The 16033-nt window shown below is 69.0% G+C and carries 12 protein-coding genes; all 12 read left to right on the top strand.

The annotated features are described in order from the left end of the window. Positions 1 to 87 precede the first annotated feature (87 nt). Positions 88 to 2193 (top strand): excinuclease ABC subunit UvrC, encoded by a 2106-nt coding sequence (gene uvrC / locus OG241_RS13635; protein WP_405815565.1) that lies wholly within the window; start codon positions 88 to 90, stop codon positions 2191 to 2193. After that, complete coding sequence (rapZ, locus tag OG241_RS13630; protein ID WP_405815564.1) at positions 2190 to 3242, top strand: RNase adapter RapZ; 1053 nt, start codon at positions 2190 to 2192, stop codon at positions 3240 to 3242. Before uvrC ends, rapZ begins: the two co-directional genes overlap by 4 nt. Continuing rightward, entirely contained in the window at positions 3239 to 4312 is a 1074-nt protein-coding gene (yvcK, locus tag OG241_RS13625) for a uridine diphosphate-N-acetylglucosamine-binding protein YvcK (RefSeq protein ID WP_405815563.1), read from the top strand. The genes rapZ and yvcK overlap by 4 nt, the downstream gene beginning before the upstream one ends. Beyond that, the gene (gene whiA / locus OG241_RS13620; RefSeq protein WP_319093721.1) at positions 4303 to 5286 is read left to right on the top strand and encodes a DNA-binding protein WhiA; all 984 of its coding nucleotides are present in this window, start codon (positions 4303 to 4305) and stop codon (positions 5284 to 5286) included. Before yvcK ends, whiA begins: the two co-directional genes overlap by 10 nt. Positions 5287 to 5453: 167 nt before the next feature. After that, positions 5454 to 8405 (top strand): M14 family zinc carboxypeptidase, encoded by a 2952-nt coding sequence (locus OG241_RS13615; RefSeq protein ID WP_405815561.1) that lies wholly within the window; start codon positions 5454 to 5456, stop codon positions 8403 to 8405. A 224-nt stretch (positions 8406 to 8629) separates the two neighbouring features. Next, entirely contained in the window at positions 8630 to 9634 is a 1005-nt protein-coding gene (gene gap / locus OG241_RS13610) for a type I glyceraldehyde-3-phosphate dehydrogenase (protein ID WP_405815560.1), read from the top strand. 132 nt (positions 9635 to 9766) lie between these two features. Beyond that, positions 9767 to 10978 carry a phosphoglycerate kinase gene (locus tag OG241_RS13605; protein WP_405815558.1) on the top strand — a complete coding sequence of 404 codons (1212 nt, stop codon included), beginning with the start codon at positions 9767 to 9769 and terminating at the stop codon, positions 10976 to 10978. An 8-nt stretch (positions 10979 to 10986) separates the two neighbouring features. Then, on the top strand, positions 10987 to 11763 hold the full coding sequence (gene tpiA, locus OG241_RS13600) for a triose-phosphate isomerase (RefSeq protein ID WP_405815557.1): 777 nt from the start codon (positions 10987 to 10989) through the stop codon (positions 11761 to 11763). Between the two features lie 123 nt (positions 11764 to 11886). Then, positions 11887 to 12123 carry a preprotein translocase subunit SecG gene (gene secG / locus OG241_RS13595; RefSeq protein ID WP_006373292.1) on the top strand — a complete coding sequence of 79 codons (237 nt, stop codon included), beginning with the start codon at positions 11887 to 11889 and terminating at the stop codon, positions 12121 to 12123. A 244-nt stretch (positions 12124 to 12367) separates the two neighbouring features. Further along, positions 12368 to 12703 carry an RNA polymerase-binding protein RbpA gene (locus tag OG241_RS13590; protein WP_078077905.1) on the top strand — a complete coding sequence of 112 codons (336 nt, stop codon included), beginning with the start codon at positions 12368 to 12370 and terminating at the stop codon, positions 12701 to 12703. A gap of 134 nt (positions 12704 to 12837) precedes the next feature. Next, entirely contained in the window at positions 12838 to 14067 is a 1230-nt protein-coding gene (locus tag OG241_RS13585; protein ID WP_405826186.1) for an MFS transporter, read from the top strand. Positions 14068 to 14110: 43 nt separating this feature from the next. Beyond that, entirely contained in the window at positions 14111 to 15763 is a 1653-nt protein-coding gene (gene pgi, locus OG241_RS13580; RefSeq protein ID WP_405815556.1) for a glucose-6-phosphate isomerase, read from the top strand. The last annotated feature ends 270 nt before the right edge of the window (positions 15764 to 16033 follow it).

The raw sequence follows: 16033 nt of genomic DNA, 5'->3' as shown, positions 1-16033 counted from the left end.
TCCCTCCCGCCGACCGCTTCCCGAGGCCCTGCGGTGGCCGTCCACAGGATCACCGCGCTGTCACACCCCGCCAGTAGGGTGTGAGACATGGCCGACCCCTCCAGCTACCGCCCCAAGCCGGGACAGATCCCGGACTCTCCCGGGGTGTACAGATTCCGCGACGAGCACCGCCGGGTGATCTACGTCGGGAAGGCGAAGAGCCTGCGCCAGCGCCTGGCCAACTACTTCCAGGATCTGGCCGGTCTCCACCCGCGCACCCGCACGATGGTCACCACAGCCGCCTCCGTGGAGTGGACGGTGGTGTCCACGGAGGTGGAGGCGCTCCAGCTGGAGTACTCCTGGATCAAGGAGTACGACCCCCGTTTCAACGTCAAGTACCGCGACGACAAGAGCTACCCGTATCTCGCGGTGACGATGAACGAGGAGTACCCGCGCGTGCAGGTGATGCGCGGTCAGAAGCGCAAGGGCGTGCGCTACTTCGGGCCGTACGGACACGCGTGGGCGATCCGCGACACCGTGGACCTGCTCCTGCGCGTCTTCCCGGTGCGCACCTGCTCGGCCGGAGTCTTCAAGAACGCCGCCCGCACCGGCCGCCCCTGCCTCCTCGGCTACATCGGCAAATGCTCGGCGCCCTGCGTCGGGCGGGTCACGGCCGAGGAGCACCGCGAACTGGCCGACGAGTTCAGCGACTTCATGGCCGGCCGCACGGGGACGTACATCCGCAGGCTCGAACAGCGGATGACGGAAGCGGCCGAGGACATGGAGTACGAGCGGGCGGCCCGGCTGCGCGACGACATCGAGGCCCTCAGGAAGGCCATGGAGAAGAGCGCGGTCGTGCTGGCCGACGCGACCGACGCCGACCTGATCGCGGTGGCCGAGGACGAGCTGGAAGCGGCTGTGCAGATCTTCCACGTCCGCGGTGGGCGGGTGCGCGGCCAGCGGGGCTGGGTGACCGACAAGGTCGAGGAGATCACCACCGGGGCGCTGGTCGAGCACGCCCTCCAGCAGCTCTACGGGGAGGAGAAGGGCGACTCCGTACCCAAGGAGGTCCTCGTCCCCGCGCTGCCGGACCCCGTGGAACCCGTCCAGGAGTGGCTGGCGGAGCGGCGTGGATCCGGCGTCTCGCTGCGCATCCCGCAGCGCGGCGACAAGAAGGCCCTCATGGAGACCGTGCAGCGCAACGCCCAACAATCGCTCATGCTGCACAAGACCAAGCGCGCCTCCGACCTGACGACCCGCTCGCGCGCCCTGGAGGAGATCGCCGAGGCCCTCGACCTGGACAGCGCCCCGCTGCGGATCGAGTGCTACGACATCTCCCACCTCCAGGGCGACGACGTGGTGGCCTCGATGGTCGTCTTCGAGGACGGCCTGCAGCGCAAGAGCGAGTACCGCCGCTTCCAGATCAAGGGCTTCGAGGGGCAGGACGACGTCCGGTCCATGCACGAGGTGATCGGCCGCCGCTTCAAGCGCTACATCGCCGAGAAGGAGAAGACCGGGGAGTGGGCCGACGGCACCGACGGCCAGGAATCCGGCCGGGGAACCGGCCGGGAACCCGGCGATGACCTGAAGGACGACGAGGGGCGGCCCAAGCGGTTCGCCTATCCGCCGCAGCTCGTCGTCGTCGACGGCGGACAGCCGCAGGTGGCCGCCGCCCAGCGGGCACTGGACGAACTGGGCATCGACGACATCGCCGTCTGCGGCCTCGCCAAGCGCCTGGAGGAGGTCTGGGTACCCGGCGAGGACGACCCGGTGATCCTCCCCCGTACGAGTGAGGGCCTGTACCTGCTCCAGCGCGTCCGTGACGAGGCCCACCGCTTCGCGATCACCTATCAGCGCGTCAAACGGGCCAAGCGCTTCCGGGCGAGCCCACTGGATGATGTGCCCGGACTCGGCGAAGCTCGGAAGCAGGCACTGATCAAGCATTTCGGCTCGGTGAAGAAGCTGCGGTCCGCCACAATCGACCAGATCCGCGAGGTTCCCGGCATAGGCCAGAAGACGGCCGAGACGATCGCCGTGGCCCTCGCACAGACGGCCCCGGCCGCGCCCGCCGTGAACACGGCGACCGGAGAGATCATGGATGACACGGCGGACACGCCGGACACGCAGGACGGGGCATCCGGGACGAGGGCGGATGCCCCGGGGGAGCCCGTAGCCGCGGGCGCCCCGGACGAGCGACGGGGGCAGGAGAAATGACCGAGCACGAGACACCGAAGGCCGAGCGCACAGTGGACGGCCAGACAGGTCACAAGGAAGCGGGCGATGATCGCTCGCGGCACGCCGAGGGCCCGGCACCGGGCGAGACGGCGGGCCAGGCACCACCGGGCCAGGAAGACGGAGAGCAAGTGGGTACGGGCATCGAGACAGCCGGGACCGCCGAGGCGGCCATCCCAGAGCTGGTGATCATCTCCGGTATGTCCGGAGCCGGCCGTTCGACGGCCGCCAAGTGTCTGGAGGACCTCGGCTGGTTCGTCGTCGACAACCTGCCGCCCGCGCTGATCCCCACCATGGTGGAGCTCGGCGCCCGCTCCCAGGGCAACGTCGCCAGGATCGCGGTCGTCGTCGACGTACGAGGCAGGCGTTTCTTCGACAACCTCCGTGAGTCGCTCGCCGATCTGGCGGCGAAGGGCGTCACCCGGCGGATCGTCTTCCTGGAGTCCTCGGACGACGCCCTGGTGCGCCGTTTCGAGTCGGTCCGCCGGCCGCACCCCCTCCAGGGCGACGGCCGCATTGTCGACGGCATCGACGCCGAGCGCGAACTGCTGCGCGAGCTGCGCGGCGACGCCGACCTGGTGATCGACACCTCCAGCCTCAACGTGCACGAACTGCGCGCCAAGATGGACGCCCAGTTCGCCGGCGACGAGGAGCCCGAGCTGCGGGCCACGGTGATGTCCTTCGGCTTCAAGTACGGCCTCCCGGTCGACGCCGACCTGGTCGTGGACATGCGGTTCCTGCCCAACCCGCACTGGGTCCCGGAGCTGCGCCCGTACACCGGCCTCAACGAGGAGGTGTCGGCGTACGTCTTCAACCAGCCCGGCGCCAAGGAGTTCCTCGACCGGTACGCGGAGCTGCTGCAGCTCATCGCCGCCGGATACCGCCGCGAGGGCAAGCGCTATGTGACGATCGCGGTGGGCTGCACCGGCGGCAAGCACCGTTCCGTCGCCACTTCCGAGAAGCTTGCCGCCCGCCTTGCCTCGCAGGGCGTGGAGACCGTGATCGTGCACCGGGACATGGGACGGGAATGACGGGACGTACACCGCGGCTGGGCAGGCTGCGCCGGGTGACGGTGACCTCCGAGGGCCGCGCGGGCCGGCCCGTCGAGGCCCGCGGCGCCAGGCCGCGTCGCCGGGGCGCCCAGCCCAAGGTCGTCGCCCTGGGCGGCGGCATGGGCCTGTCCGCCTCCCTCGCCGCACTGCGCCGGATCACCGGCGACCTGACCGCTGTCGTCACCGTGGCCGACGACGGCGGCTCCAGCGGCCGTCTGCGCGACGAGCTGGGCGTCCTGCCGCCGGGCGACCTGCGCAAGGCCCTTGCCGCCCTGTGCGGCGACGACGACTGGGGCCAGACCTGGGCCCGCGTCATCCAGCACCGCTTCCAGTCCAAGGGCGACCTGCACGAACACGCGGTCGGCAACCTGCTGATCGTCGCCCTGTGGGAGCAGCTCGGCGACCACGTCCAGGCCCTCGACCTGGTCGGCAGGCTGCTGGGCGCGCACGGCCGGGTCCTGCCGATGTCCGCCGTACCGCTGGAACTGCAGGCCCTGGTGAAGGGCCACGACCCGGATCGGCCCGACGATGTCGACACCGTACGGGGACAGGCGAACGTCGCGTTGACGCCGGGCGAGGTGCAGACCGTGCACCTGGTGCCGCACGACCCGCCCGCCGTCCCGGAAGCCGTCGCCGCCGTTCTGGACGCCGACTGGGTGGTTCTCGGGCCCGGATCCTGGTTCTCCTCCGTGATTCCGCACCTTCTGGTGCCCGAGCTGCTGGAGGCGCTCACCGAGACGAAGGCCCGCCGGGTACTCTCGCTGAACCTCGCGCCGCAACCTGGAGAAACCGAAGGCTTCTCACCGCAGCGTCATTTGGAGGTTTTGGGACGACACGCCCCTAAACTCGCCCTGGACGTGGTGCTGGCCGACGAGGCCGCCGTGCCCGACCGCGACTTGCTGACCGATGCCGCCAAGCGGTTCGGAGCCGCGGTCGAGCTGGCGCCGGTGGCCCGGACCGACGGATCTCCTCGGCACGATACGGAGCTGTTGGCCGCCGCGTACGACCGTATTTTTCGGATGCATGGAAGGATCGGCCCATGGCGATGACGGCAGCGGTGAAGGACGAGATCTCCCGGCTCCCCGTCACCCGTACCTGCTGCAGGAAGGCGGAGGTCTCCGCCATTCTGCGGTTCGCCGGCGGCCTCCACCTGGTGAGCGGGCGCATCGTGATCGAGGCGGAGCTGGACACCGCGATGGCGGCCCGTCGGCTCAAGCGGGACATCCTGGAGATTTTCGGCCACAGTTCCGAACTGATCGTGATGGCGCCCGGCGGACTGCGCCGCGGCTCCCGTTACGTGGTCCGGGTGGTCGCGGGCGGTGACCAGCTGGCCCGCCAGACAGGGCTCGTGGACGGCCGTGGGCGCCCGATCAGAGGCCTGCCCCCGCAGGTGGTCTCCGGGGCCACGTGTGACGCGGAGGCGGCCTGGAGAGGCGCCTTCCTGGCCCACGGCTCGCTCACCGAGCCGGGACGTTCCTCGTCCCTTGAGGTGACCTGCCCCGGCCCCGAGGCCGCGCTCGCCCTCGTCGGCGCCGCCCGACGGCTCTCGATCGCCGCCAAGGCCCGCGAGGTGCGGGGCGTCGACCGGGTCGTCGTCCGCGACGGGGACGCGATCGGCGCCCTCCTCACCCGGCTCGGCGCACACGAGTCCGTGCTGGCCTGGGAGGAGCGGCGGATGCGCCGGGAGGTCCGCGCCACCGCGAACCGCCTGGCCAACTTCGACGACGCCAACCTGCGACGCTCCGCGCGCGCGGCAGTCGCCGCCGGTGCCCGGGTCCAGCGCGCGCTGGAGATCCTCGCCGAAGAGGTCCCCGAGCACCTCGCGGCGGCCGGACAGCTGCGCATGGAGCACAAGCAGGCCTCCCTGGAGGAGCTCGGCGCCCTCGCCGACCCGCCGCTGACCAAGGACGCCGTCGCGGGCCGGATCCGCCGACTGCTCGCCATGGCCGACAAGCGGGCCCAGGACCTGGGCATTCCGGGGACGGAGTCCAACCTCACCGAAGAGATGGCCGACGCGGGCTGACGGAGCCTCACACGCGGCTGACCCACCCTCACCACGCCGGTACCGGTGCCCACTTGGGTGCCGGTATCGGCGTTTGTCAGTTGTTGGTGCCCCCTTGACTGGATCATGAAGTGTCATGAGCCTGGCATCTGGCCCGCCACTGCGGCGGACCATCGCTAGGGGGGTACATGAGACGCAGAGCGAGAACGATCCTCGCCGCCGGCGCACTCCTGCTGGGCGGCGCGGGGCTCGCGCCCGTCGCCGTGGCCGCGGAGGGTGCCGGCACATCCGGCGCCGACGAGGTCAAGGTTTTCCGGGCCGAGGTCACGAAGGCGCAGATACCCCTGCTCCTCGCGGCCGGCCAGGACGGTCACGAACTCGGGGAGCAGGCACCGGACAAGGGCACGGCCACGGTCGAGGTCTACCTGACCGACAAACAGGCCGACCAGCTGGAGGACAAGGGCGTCGATCTCAAGGAGCACACGCTCACGGCAAAGGCACGCGCGCGCGTGGCCGCCGCCGGAGACGGTGTCTTCCGGCCGTACAGCGGCGCGGGAAACCTCAAGGAGGAGATCCTCCGCACCGCGCAGCAGAACCCGGCCCTGACCAAGGTCGTGTCCATCGGCAAGACCCTTCGGGGGCAGGACATCCTCGCGCTCAAACTGACCAAGGGCGCGAAGAAGACCAAGGACGGCGCCAAGCCGTCCGTCCTGTACATCTCGAACCAGCACGCGCGTGAATGGATCACGCCGGAGATGACCCGGCGGCTGATGCACTACTACTTGGACAACTACTCCAAGGACAAGCGCGTCAAGAAGATCGTCGACTCGACCGAACTGTGGTTCGTCCTGTCGGCGAACCCCGACGGCTACGACTTCACCCACAAGGCCGACGGCGACCGCCAGTGGCGCAAGAACCTGCGGGACGTCAACGGCGACGGCGCCATCACCATCGGCGACGGCGTCGACCTCAACCGCAACTTCGCCTACAAGTGGGGCTACGACAACGAGGGATCGTCCCCGTTCCCCACCAGTGAGACCTACCGCGGTGCCGGCTCGGGCTCCGAGCCCGAGACCAAGGCCCTGGACGCCTTCGAGAAGCGCATCGGCTTCACGTACGGCATCAACTACCACTCCGCCGCCGAACTCCTCCTCTACGGAGTCGGCTGGCAGGTGGCCTCGCCGAGCCCCGACGACGTCCTCTACAAGTCGCTCGCCGGTACACCGGAGAACTCCGCGATCCCCGGCTACCACCCCCAGCTCTCCTCCGAGCTGTACACCACCAACGGCGAGGCGGACGGCCACGCGGCCAACGTCAACGGCACAGCGATGTTCACCCCGGAGATGTCGACCTGCCAGACCGCGTCGAACCTCTACCCGGACGACGCCTGGAACGCGGCCGACTGTGCCTCGGTCTTCACCTTCCCGGACGACGAGAAGCTGATCCAGCAGGAGTTCGCCAAGAACGTCCCGTTCGCCCTGTCGGTGGCCGAGTCTGCGGCCAGGCCCGACCAGCCGAAGTCCTCGGTCGGCATCGCCGCCCCGGACTTCACCCCGGCACCCTTCACCACCTCGTACTCGCGCGGCGCCGACCAGGAGGTCTCGGTCGTCGTACGCAAGTCCGTACGCCACAAGGAACTCAAGTACCGCGTCAACGGCGGCCGTACGCACAGCGTGACGCTCAAGGCGTGGAAGGGCGGCGAGACCTTCGGCGGTGCCGACAACCTGTACTTCGACGAGTACCGCGCCAAGGTCACCGACGGCGACCCGGGCGACAAGGTCGAGGTCTGGTTCACCGGCGAGACCAAGGCCAAAAAGCCCACCAGGAGCACACGCTTCACCTACACGGTCGCCGAGCGGCCGCGTGCCGACACACTGGTCGTCGCCGAGGAGGGCGCGACCGCCACACAGGCGCAGACCTACGTCGACGCGCTGAAGGCCAACGGCAGGAAGCCGCTCGTCTGGGACGTCGCCGCCCTGGGCGCGCCCGACGCGCTCGGCGTCCTCGACCACTTCAAGACGGTCGTCCACTACACGGGCGCCGTACGACCGGGCAACGCCACCCAGCTGCAACTGCGCGCCTACCTCAACGAAGGCGGCAAGCTGGTCGAGGCCGGCGAGAGCGCCGGCGGCTCCGTCGACCTCGGCGGAGGCACCCTGTCGAACGACTTCAGCCAGTACTACCTGGGCGCCTACTCCCGTACGACCCTGCCCTCGGTCACCGCCTTCAACGGCTCCGGAAAGCTCGCCGGCGCAGGCGGCGCCCTCGGAGACGCGCCGGGCAACCCGCTGAACGCGGCCGGGTCCTTCAGTGTCACCTCGGACAACCTGTCCGCGACGACCTTCCCGCAGTTCGCCAGCGCGGGCGCGGGCGGCTACCCCGGGACCCCCAACCCGTACGGACCGTACGCGGGCTCCTCCATGGCGGCCGTCACCCACAGCGACTACGCCTGGAACCGCCTCGCCCGCACCATCGACCTCACCGGGGTGAGCGCGGCAGCCGCGCCCACCTTCCGTACCCAGCTCCTGTGGGACACGGAGGAGGGCTACGACCACGCCGTACTCGAAGCCCACACGGCCGGGGCCGACGACTGGACCACGCTCCCGGAGAAGGGCGGCGCGACCAGCACCACCGTGCCCGCCGAGTGCGAGGCCGGGTTCTTCATCCAGGGCCACCCGGCGCTCACCCGCTATCTGACCCTCGGCTCCGGCGGCTGCACGCCCACCGGGACCAGCGGCTCCTGGAACAGCTTCACCGGGGCCTCCGCGGGCTGGCAGGAGGTCAACTTCGACCTGTCCGCCTACGCCGGCAAGAAGGTGGAGATCTCGCTCAGCTACATCACCGACCCCGGCTCCGGCGGACGCGGCGTCCTCGCCGACAACGCCACCGTCGTGATCGGCGGCACGCCGGGAGCGGTCGAGGGCTTCGAGACGTCCCTGGGCGCCTGGAGCGTTCTCGGGCCGCCCGCCGGCAGCCCCGCGGTCATCAAGGACTGGGGCCTGGCGGGCGAGCTGTTCAAGACGTACGGAGCGGTCACCACCGGCGACACCGTGCTGCTGGGCTTCGGCCTGGAGCACGTCACCACGGCGGCCGACCGGAAGGTGCTTCTCGGCAAGGCGCTCTCCGCGCTGAAGAACTGATCAGCCCCCGTTTCATCGGGTGATCGCACCGATTTCGATCGGGTAATCACGGTGCAAAACCTGGGCGGTCCGTACCCCTACTGACGGGTACGGGCCGCCCTGCCGTGTATGGGGCATCTCGATGTCACCACCGGCGCCGCAGAGAGGTAGGGTCGTAGGCGGTCGGGGACATCCCATACAACTCGCCGGCACGTAAGCCGGCGTACCAACGAGGAGATCGGTTCGTGACGATCCGCGTAGGCATCAACGGCTTTGGCCGCATCGGTCGTAACTACTTCCGCGCGCTGCTGGAGCAGGGTGCTGACATCGAGATCGTGGCTGTCAACGACCTGGGTGACACCGCGACCACCGCTCACCTGCTCAAGTACGACACCATCCTGGGCCGTCTCAAGGCCGAGGTGTCGCACACCGCCGACACGATCACGGTCGACGGTCACATCATCAAGGTGCTCTCCGAGCGCGACCCGGCCGACATCCCCTGGGGTGAGCTGGGCGTCGACATCGTCATCGAGTCGACCGGCATCTTCACCAAGAAGGCCGACGCCGCGAAGCACATCGCCGGTGGGGCCAAGAAGGTCCTCATCTCGGCTCCGGCCTCGGACGAGGACATCACGATCGTCCTCGGCGTCAACGAGGACAAGTACGACGCGGCGAACCACCACATCATCTCCAACGCCTCGTGCACCACGAACTGTGTGGCGCCGATGGCCAAGGTTCTCCTGGAGAACTTCGGCGTCGTCTCGGGCCTGATGACCACGGTTCACGCCTACACCAGCGACCAGCGTCTGCAGGACTTCCCGCACAAGGACCTGCGCCGCGCCCGCGCCGCCGCCGAGAACATCATCCCGGCGAGCACCGGTGCGGCCAAGGCCCTCGGCGTGGTCATCCCGGAGCTGGCGGGCAAGCTCAACGGCATGGCGATGCGAGTGCCGGTCCCGACGGGATCCGTCACCGACCTGGTCGTCGAGACGGAGCGCGTGGTGACCAAGGAAGAGGTCAACGCCGCGTTCCAGAAGGCCGCCCAGGGCCAGCTGAAGGGCTACCTGGACTACACCGAGGACGCGATCGTCTCCTCGGACATCGTCGGCTGGCCGGCCTCCTGCACCTTCGACTCCTCGCTGACCATGGTGCAGGGCAACAGCGTGAAGATCATCGGCTGGTACGACAACGAGTGGGGCTACTCCAACCGCCTCGTCGACCTGACGGTCTTCGTCGGCAACCAGCTCTGAGTACCGGAGCAGGCACTTCGATGTGAGCACAGGGCTCGGGCAACGCGACGCGGCGTTGCCCGAGCCCTGTGGCGCGTGTTGATCGATCCAGCCCCTCCCGTACCAAAGAGCCCTCCCTAGGAGCCCCCTTTCATGAAGACGATCGACGAACTCCTCGCCGAAGGAGTCGACGGCAAGCGGGTCTTCGTCCGCGCCGACCTCAACGTGCCGCTGGCCGACGGAGTCATCACCGACGACGGCCGCATCCGGGCCGTCCTGCCCACCGTCAAGGCCCTCGCGGACGCGGGCGCCAAGGTCCTCGTCGCCTCCCATCTGGGCCGCCCCAAGGGCGCCCCGGACCCTGTCTTCTCCCTGCGGCCCGCCGCGGAGCGCCTCGGCGAGCTCCTGGACGCCCCTGTGGCCTTCGCCCAGGACACCGTCGGCCCCGCCGCCCACGACGCCGTGAACGGCCTCAAGGCCGGCCAGGTCGCGGTGCTCGAGAACCTGCGCTTCAACGCCGGTGAGACGTCCAAGGACGACGCCGAGCGCGGCGAGTTCGCCGATCAGCTCGCCGCCCTCGCCGACGTCTACGTGGGCGACGGCTTCGGCGCCGTGCACCGCGGACACGCCTCGGTCCTCGACCTGCCGGCCCGTCTGCCGCACTACGCCGGCTACCTCATCGCCACCGAGGTCGGCGTCCTCAAGAAGCTCACCGAGGACGTCAAGCGGCCCTACGTCGTCGTCCTCGGCGGCGCCAAGGTCTCCGACAAGCTCGCCGTCATCGACCAGCTCCTCGGAAAGGCCGACCGCATCCTCATCGGCGGCGGCATGCTGTTCACCTTCCTCAAGGCCAAGGGGTACGAGATCGGTGCCTCCCTCGTCCAGGAGGACCAGCTCCCGGTCGTCAACGAGTACATCGAGCGTGCGGAGAAGAACGGCGTCGAGCTGGTCCTCCCCGTCGACGTGCTGGCCGGCGCGTCGTTCCCGGACCTGAAGACCAAGGCTCCGGCGAACCCGGTCACCGTCGCCGCGGACGCGATCCCCGCCGACCGGATGGGCCTGGACATCGGTCCGGAGTCCAGCACGCTGTACGCCTCGAAGCTCGCCGACGCCGGCACCGTCTTCTGGAACGGTCCCATGGGCGTCTTCGAACACCCCGACTACGCCGAGGGCACCAAGGCGGTCGCCCAGGCCCTCCTCGACTCCCCGGCCTTCACGGTCGTCGGCGGCGGAGACTCCGCCGCCGCCGTGCGCATCCTGGGCTTCGACGAGAACGCATTCGGCCACATCTCGACCGGCGGCGGCGCCTCCCTCGAATACCTTGAGGGCAAGACGCTTCCCGGTCTCGCCGCACTGGAAGGCTGACCCCGCACATGACCACTCGCACGCCCCTGATGGCGGGCAACTGGAAGATGAACCTCAACCACCTCGAGGCCATCGCCCACGTCCAGAAGCTCGCCTTCGCCCTCGCGGACAAGGACTACGAGGCCTGTGAGGTCGCGGTCCTGCCGCCCTTCACCGACCTGCGTTCGGTCCAGACCCTGGTCGACGGCGACAAGCTGAAGATCAAATACGGCGCCCAGGACATCTCCGCGCAGGACACCGGCGCCTACACGGGTGAGATCTCCGGCCCGATGCTGGCCAAGCTCAAGTGCACCTACGTGGCGATCGGCCACTCGGAGCGCCGCCAGTACCACAACGAGACCGACGAGCTCGTCAACGCCAAAGTGAAGGCCGCCTACAAGCACGGCCTCACCCCGATCCTGTGCGTCGGCGAGGAGCTGGAGGTCCGCGAGGCGGGCAACCACGTCTCCCACACGCTCGCGCAGGTCGAGGGCGGTCTCAAGGACATCACGGCCGAGCAGGCCGAGACAGTCGTCATCGCGTACGAGCCCGTCTGGGCCATCGGCACCGGCAAGGTCTGCGGCTCCGACGACGCCCAGGAGGTCTGCGGGGCGATCCGCGCGAAGCTCGCCGAGCTCTACTCCCAGGACGTCGCCGACGCCGTACGCATTCAGTACGGCGGCTCGGTGAAGTCCGGGAACGTCGCCGAGATCATGGCGAAGCCCGACATCGACGGCGCGCTGGTCGGCGGTGCCTCGCTGGACGCCGACGAGTTCGTCAAGATCGTTCGGTTCCGCGACCAGTGAGTATGCGCTAGAGACGATCCGTCGTACTCTTGCGGGGCCGAAACTAGTATTTGGTGCGCCGAGCGTTCCGAATGAGGGTTTCGGCCCCGTCGTCCATCAGAATCCGAGGAAGTTGGTCCAGCCGTGGTTTTGGGGTTCTCGATCGCCCTGATCGTCTTCAGCCTGCTGCTGATGCTGCTGGTGCTGATGCACAAGGGGAAGGGCGGCGGCCTCTCCGACATGTTCGGTGGCGGCATGCAGTCGTCCGTCGGCGGCTCCTCGGTCGCCGAGCGCAACCTCGACCGCATCACCGTGGTGATCGGCCTGTTGTGGTTCGCGTCCATTGTCGTACTCGGCATCCTGATGAAGGTGAACAACTGATCAGCGGCTGACACCGGTCGTCAAATACCGGTACGACAGCACATTACGCACGCACATTCCGCACGTAAGGCCCCATGTTCGGTACGCCCTGCCAAGGGCGGCCTATCATGGGGCTTGCGTCTTGGTGCAGGGCCTGTAACTCCAAGCACTGGACGCGCGTTGGGCCTTACGTAGACTGAGGCGCTCGCAACGGAGCGAAAACGCCGACTCGCTTCGCGGCACCATTACGCAGGGAGTTACGACCGTGGCAAGTGGCAACGCGATCCGAGGAAGCCGGGTCGGGGCGGGGCCGATGGGCGAGGCCGAGCGTGGCGAGTCCGCGCCGCGTCTGCGCATCTCCTTCTGGTGCTCCAACGGACACGAAACGGTGCCCAGCTTCGCCAGCGACGCGCAGGTCCCCGACACCTGGGACTGTCCGCGCTGCGGCTTTCCCGCCGGACAGGACCGGGACAATCCGCCGGACCCGCCGCGCACCGAGCCGTACAAGACGCACCTGGCGTACGTACGGGAACGGCGCAGCGACGCGGACGGCGAGGCGATCCTCGCCGAAGCCCTCGCCAAACTGCGGGGCGAGATCTAGTAGTTGACGGCCGGCCAGGCACCGAAAGGTGCCTGGCCGGAGCCGTTTGACGGGGCGTCGGCCACCGGCGCCCGGACCGATTGTCAGTGGTGCCCTCTACGGTTTGTGAATCGGCGAACCGCGAGGGGGAAATGGTGACGACGGTCGAGTTGGCGGGAGCGCGTGTGCCCGCGTGGCGCGGGGGGTTCGGGCGGTTGTTCAGCGCCGCCGTACTCTCCAGTTTCGGCGACGCGCTGCGCACGGCGGCACTGCCCCTGCTTGCCACGACACTCACCGACAACCCCCTGCTCATCGCCTCCGTGACGGCCTGTGGCTATCTGCCCTGGCTCGTCTTCGGACTGCTCGGCGGGGCCGTCGCGGACCGGGTCGACCAGCGGCGCGCCATGTGGACGGTCGATGCGCTACGAGGGCTGCTGGTCGCCTGTTTCGCCGTGGCCGTCGGCCTCGGGCACGCCTCGATCGGCCTGCTCGTCGCGCTCGCCTTCGCGCTGACCACCCTTCAGACCATCTTCGACAACGCCTCGACAGCCCTGTTGCCGACCTTGGTCGACAAGGAGGCGCTCGGCGGCGCGAACGCCCGCCTGATGACCGGGCAGCGCGTCGCGGGCGGTCTGCTGGCCGCTCCGGTGGTGCCTGTACTGATCGTGCTGGGTGCGGCCGTTCCGTTCGCGGCCGATGCCGTCACCTTCCTGGTCGGGGCGGCCCTGGTCGCCTCGCTGCGCCCCGACGTGCCCGCGCGGACGCCGAGACCGGCGGGAAGCACCCTGCGCGCGGAGATCGCGGCGGGCCTGCGCGCCCTGTGGCACGACGTGCCACTGCGTGGCCTGTGCGCGGCCACGGCACTGTGCAACGTCGGCATGGGCGCCCTCATCGCGACGATGGTGCTGCTGGTGACTCGCTGGCTGGACGCGGGCAACGGAGGCTACGCGGCGGCGATGACCGCGTACACGGTTGGCAGCCTCGCCGGCGGTTTGCTGAACGGCCGGCTCGTCGATCGGCTCGGGCGGATACGGGCAGTGCTGCTCGCCGGAACTGTGCAGATCGGCGCGCTGGTCGTCATGGGTTCGGTGCGCAGCCTGGTCGTGCTGGTGGCAGCCCTGGCGGTGTTCGGGCTCATGGGGATGGTGTGGAACGTCAATACGACGACGCTGATGCAGAGCCGCAGCCCCGCCGCGATGCTGGGCCGGATCAGCTCGGCCTTCCGGACGCTGGCGGTCGCTGGAGCACCATTTGGTGCGCTGCTGGGCGGAGCCGTCGCGACGGCGTGGGGACTGAACACGCCGGCACTGCTCGCTGCCGCTTTCTTCGTGCTGTCGGTCGCCGCACTGATACCGGCGCTGACGTCGGACGTATCTGTAGGTTGAGACCGGTAGCGGGGCCCAAGCATGAAAGAGGCGGAAGTCCGAGATGAACGCAGACAGCCGGAACAGGCTCAACCAGACGCCCGAGTGGACGGCTTTGGCCAAGCACCGTGAGGAGCTGGCGGACGCCCATCTGCGGGACCTGTTCGCGACCGATCCCGATCGCGGCGCCGGTTACACGCTCCAGGTCGGTGACCTGCACATCGACTACTCCAAGCACCTGATCACGGACGAGACGCTGGGGCTGCTGCGCGAACTGGCCGCCGCCACTGGTGTGTTCGGGTTGCGGGATGCCATGTTCCGGGGTGAGCGGATCAACATCACCGAGGACCGTGCGGTGCTGCACACGGCGCTGCGGGCGCCGCGTGGCGCGGTGGTGGAGGTCGATGGGGAGAACGTCGTGCCGGCCGTGCACGCGGTGCTGGACCGGATGGCCGGGTTCGCGGAGCGGGTGCGGTCGGGTGAGTGGACCGGTCACACGGGGCGGCGTATCCGGAATGTCGTCAACATCGGTATCGGGGGCTCGGATCTGGGCCCGGCGATGGCCTACGAGGCGTTGCGGGCGTTCACGGCACGGGAGTTGACGTTCCGGTTCGTGTCGAACGTCGACGGCGCGGATCTGCACGAGGCGGTGCGGGACCTGGATCCCGCCGAGACCCTCTTCATCGTCGCGTCGAAGACGTTCACGACGATCGAGACGATCACCAACGCGACGTCGGCCCGCTCGTGGCTGCTGGCGGGCCTCGGCGGTGACGAGAAGGCGGTCGCGCGGCATTTCGTGGCGCTGTCGACGAACTCCGGGAAGGTCGCCGACTTCGGGATCGACACGGCGAACATGTTCGAGTTCTGGGACTGGGTCGGTGGCCGGTACTCGTACGACTCGGCGATCGGGCTGTCGCTGATGATCGCGATCGGGCCGGAGCGGTTCCGGGAGATGCTGGACGGGTTCGCGCTGGTCGACGAGCACTTCCGGACGGCTCCGGCGGAGAGCAACGCGCCTTTGCTGCTGGGCCTGTTGGGGGTCTGGTACGGCAACTTCTTCGGCGCGCAGTCGCATGCGGTGCTGCCGTACTCGCACTATCTGTCGAAGTTCACGGCGTATCTGCAGCAACTGGACATGGAGTCCAACGGTAAGTCGGTCGACCGGGACGGGCTGCCGGTGGAGTGGGAGACCGGGCCCGTGGTGTGGGGCACACCGGGGACGAACGGGCAGCATGCCTACTACCAGTTGATCCACCAGGGGACGAAGGTGATCCCGGCGGACTTCATCGGGTTCGCCGAGCCGGTGGGCGAAACGAGCGGCGAACTCAAGGGCCAGCACGACCTGTTGATGGCCAACTTCTTCGCGCAGACGCAGGCGCTGGCGTTCGGGAAGACGCCGGAGGAGGTGCGGGCGGAGGGGGTGCCGGAGGAACTGGTCGCCCACAAGACGTTCCAGGGCAACCACCCGACGACGACTGTCCTCGCGCGCGAGCTGACTCCGTCCGTGCTCGGCCAGCTGATCGCGCTCTACGAGCACAAGGTGTTCGTCCAGGGTGCCGTCTGGAACATCGACTCGTTCGACCAGTGGGGGGTTGAGCTGGGGAAGGTGCTGGCGAAGCGGGTTGAGCCGGCGTTGACGGAGGGGGTGGAGGTGGTGGGGTTGGATGCGTCCACCACGGCGTTGGTTGCCAAGTATCGGGAGCTGCGGGGGAGGTAGGGGTTTTTCTCGCCCCCGCCGCCCCTACCCGTCCCATCCCGTTCCTGGGGGCTGCGCCCCCAGACCCCCTTGTCGGCCCTGAAGGGGCCTCGTCCTCAAACGCCGGACGGGCTGGAGGCGCGGACCGGGGTTGTAGTAGTACCGGACGGGCTGGGGGTGGGGCCGGGGTTGTGGAAGTACCGGACGGCTTGAGGGTGCGGACCGGCGCTGGGAAGGCGCCGGACGGGCTGAATGGTGCCGGCCGGGCTGGAAAGTTCAGCCCGGCCGGTA

The sequence above is a fragment of the Streptomyces sp. NBC_01390 genome (assembly GCF_045040105.1).
In the GTDB taxonomy this organism is placed as follows: Bacteria; Actinomycetota; Actinomycetes; order Streptomycetales; family Streptomycetaceae; genus Streptomyces.
The sequence above is the reverse complement of the archived record's forward strand: the minus strand, read 5'-3'. Positions and strand labels throughout refer to the sequence as shown.

Bases quoted from the DNA above. Each gene is read 5' to 3' on its own strand.
- uvrC (WP_405815565.1), top strand. From the start codon at position 88: ATGGCCGACCCCTCCAGCTACCGCCCCAAGCCGGGACAGATCCCGGAC.
- rapZ (WP_405815564.1), top strand. From the start codon at position 2,190: ATGACCGAGCACGAGACACCGAAGGCCGAGCGCACAGTGGACGGCCAG.
- yvcK (WP_405815563.1), top strand. From the start codon at position 3,239: ATGACGGGACGTACACCGCGGCTGGGCAGGCTGCGCCGGGTGACGGTG.
- whiA (WP_319093721.1), top strand. From the start codon at position 4,303: ATGGCGATGACGGCAGCGGTGAAGGACGAGATCTCCCGGCTCCCCGTC.
- OG241_RS13615 (WP_405815561.1), top strand. From the start codon at position 5,454: ATGAGACGCAGAGCGAGAACGATCCTCGCCGCCGGCGCACTCCTGCTG.
- OG241_RS13605 (WP_405815558.1), top strand. From the start codon at position 9,767: ATGAAGACGATCGACGAACTCCTCGCCGAAGGAGTCGACGGCAAGCGG.
- tpiA (WP_405815557.1), top strand. From the start codon at position 10,987: ATGACCACTCGCACGCCCCTGATGGCGGGCAACTGGAAGATGAACCTC.
- pgi (WP_405815556.1), top strand. From the start codon at position 14,111: ATGAACGCAGACAGCCGGAACAGGCTCAACCAGACGCCCGAGTGGACG.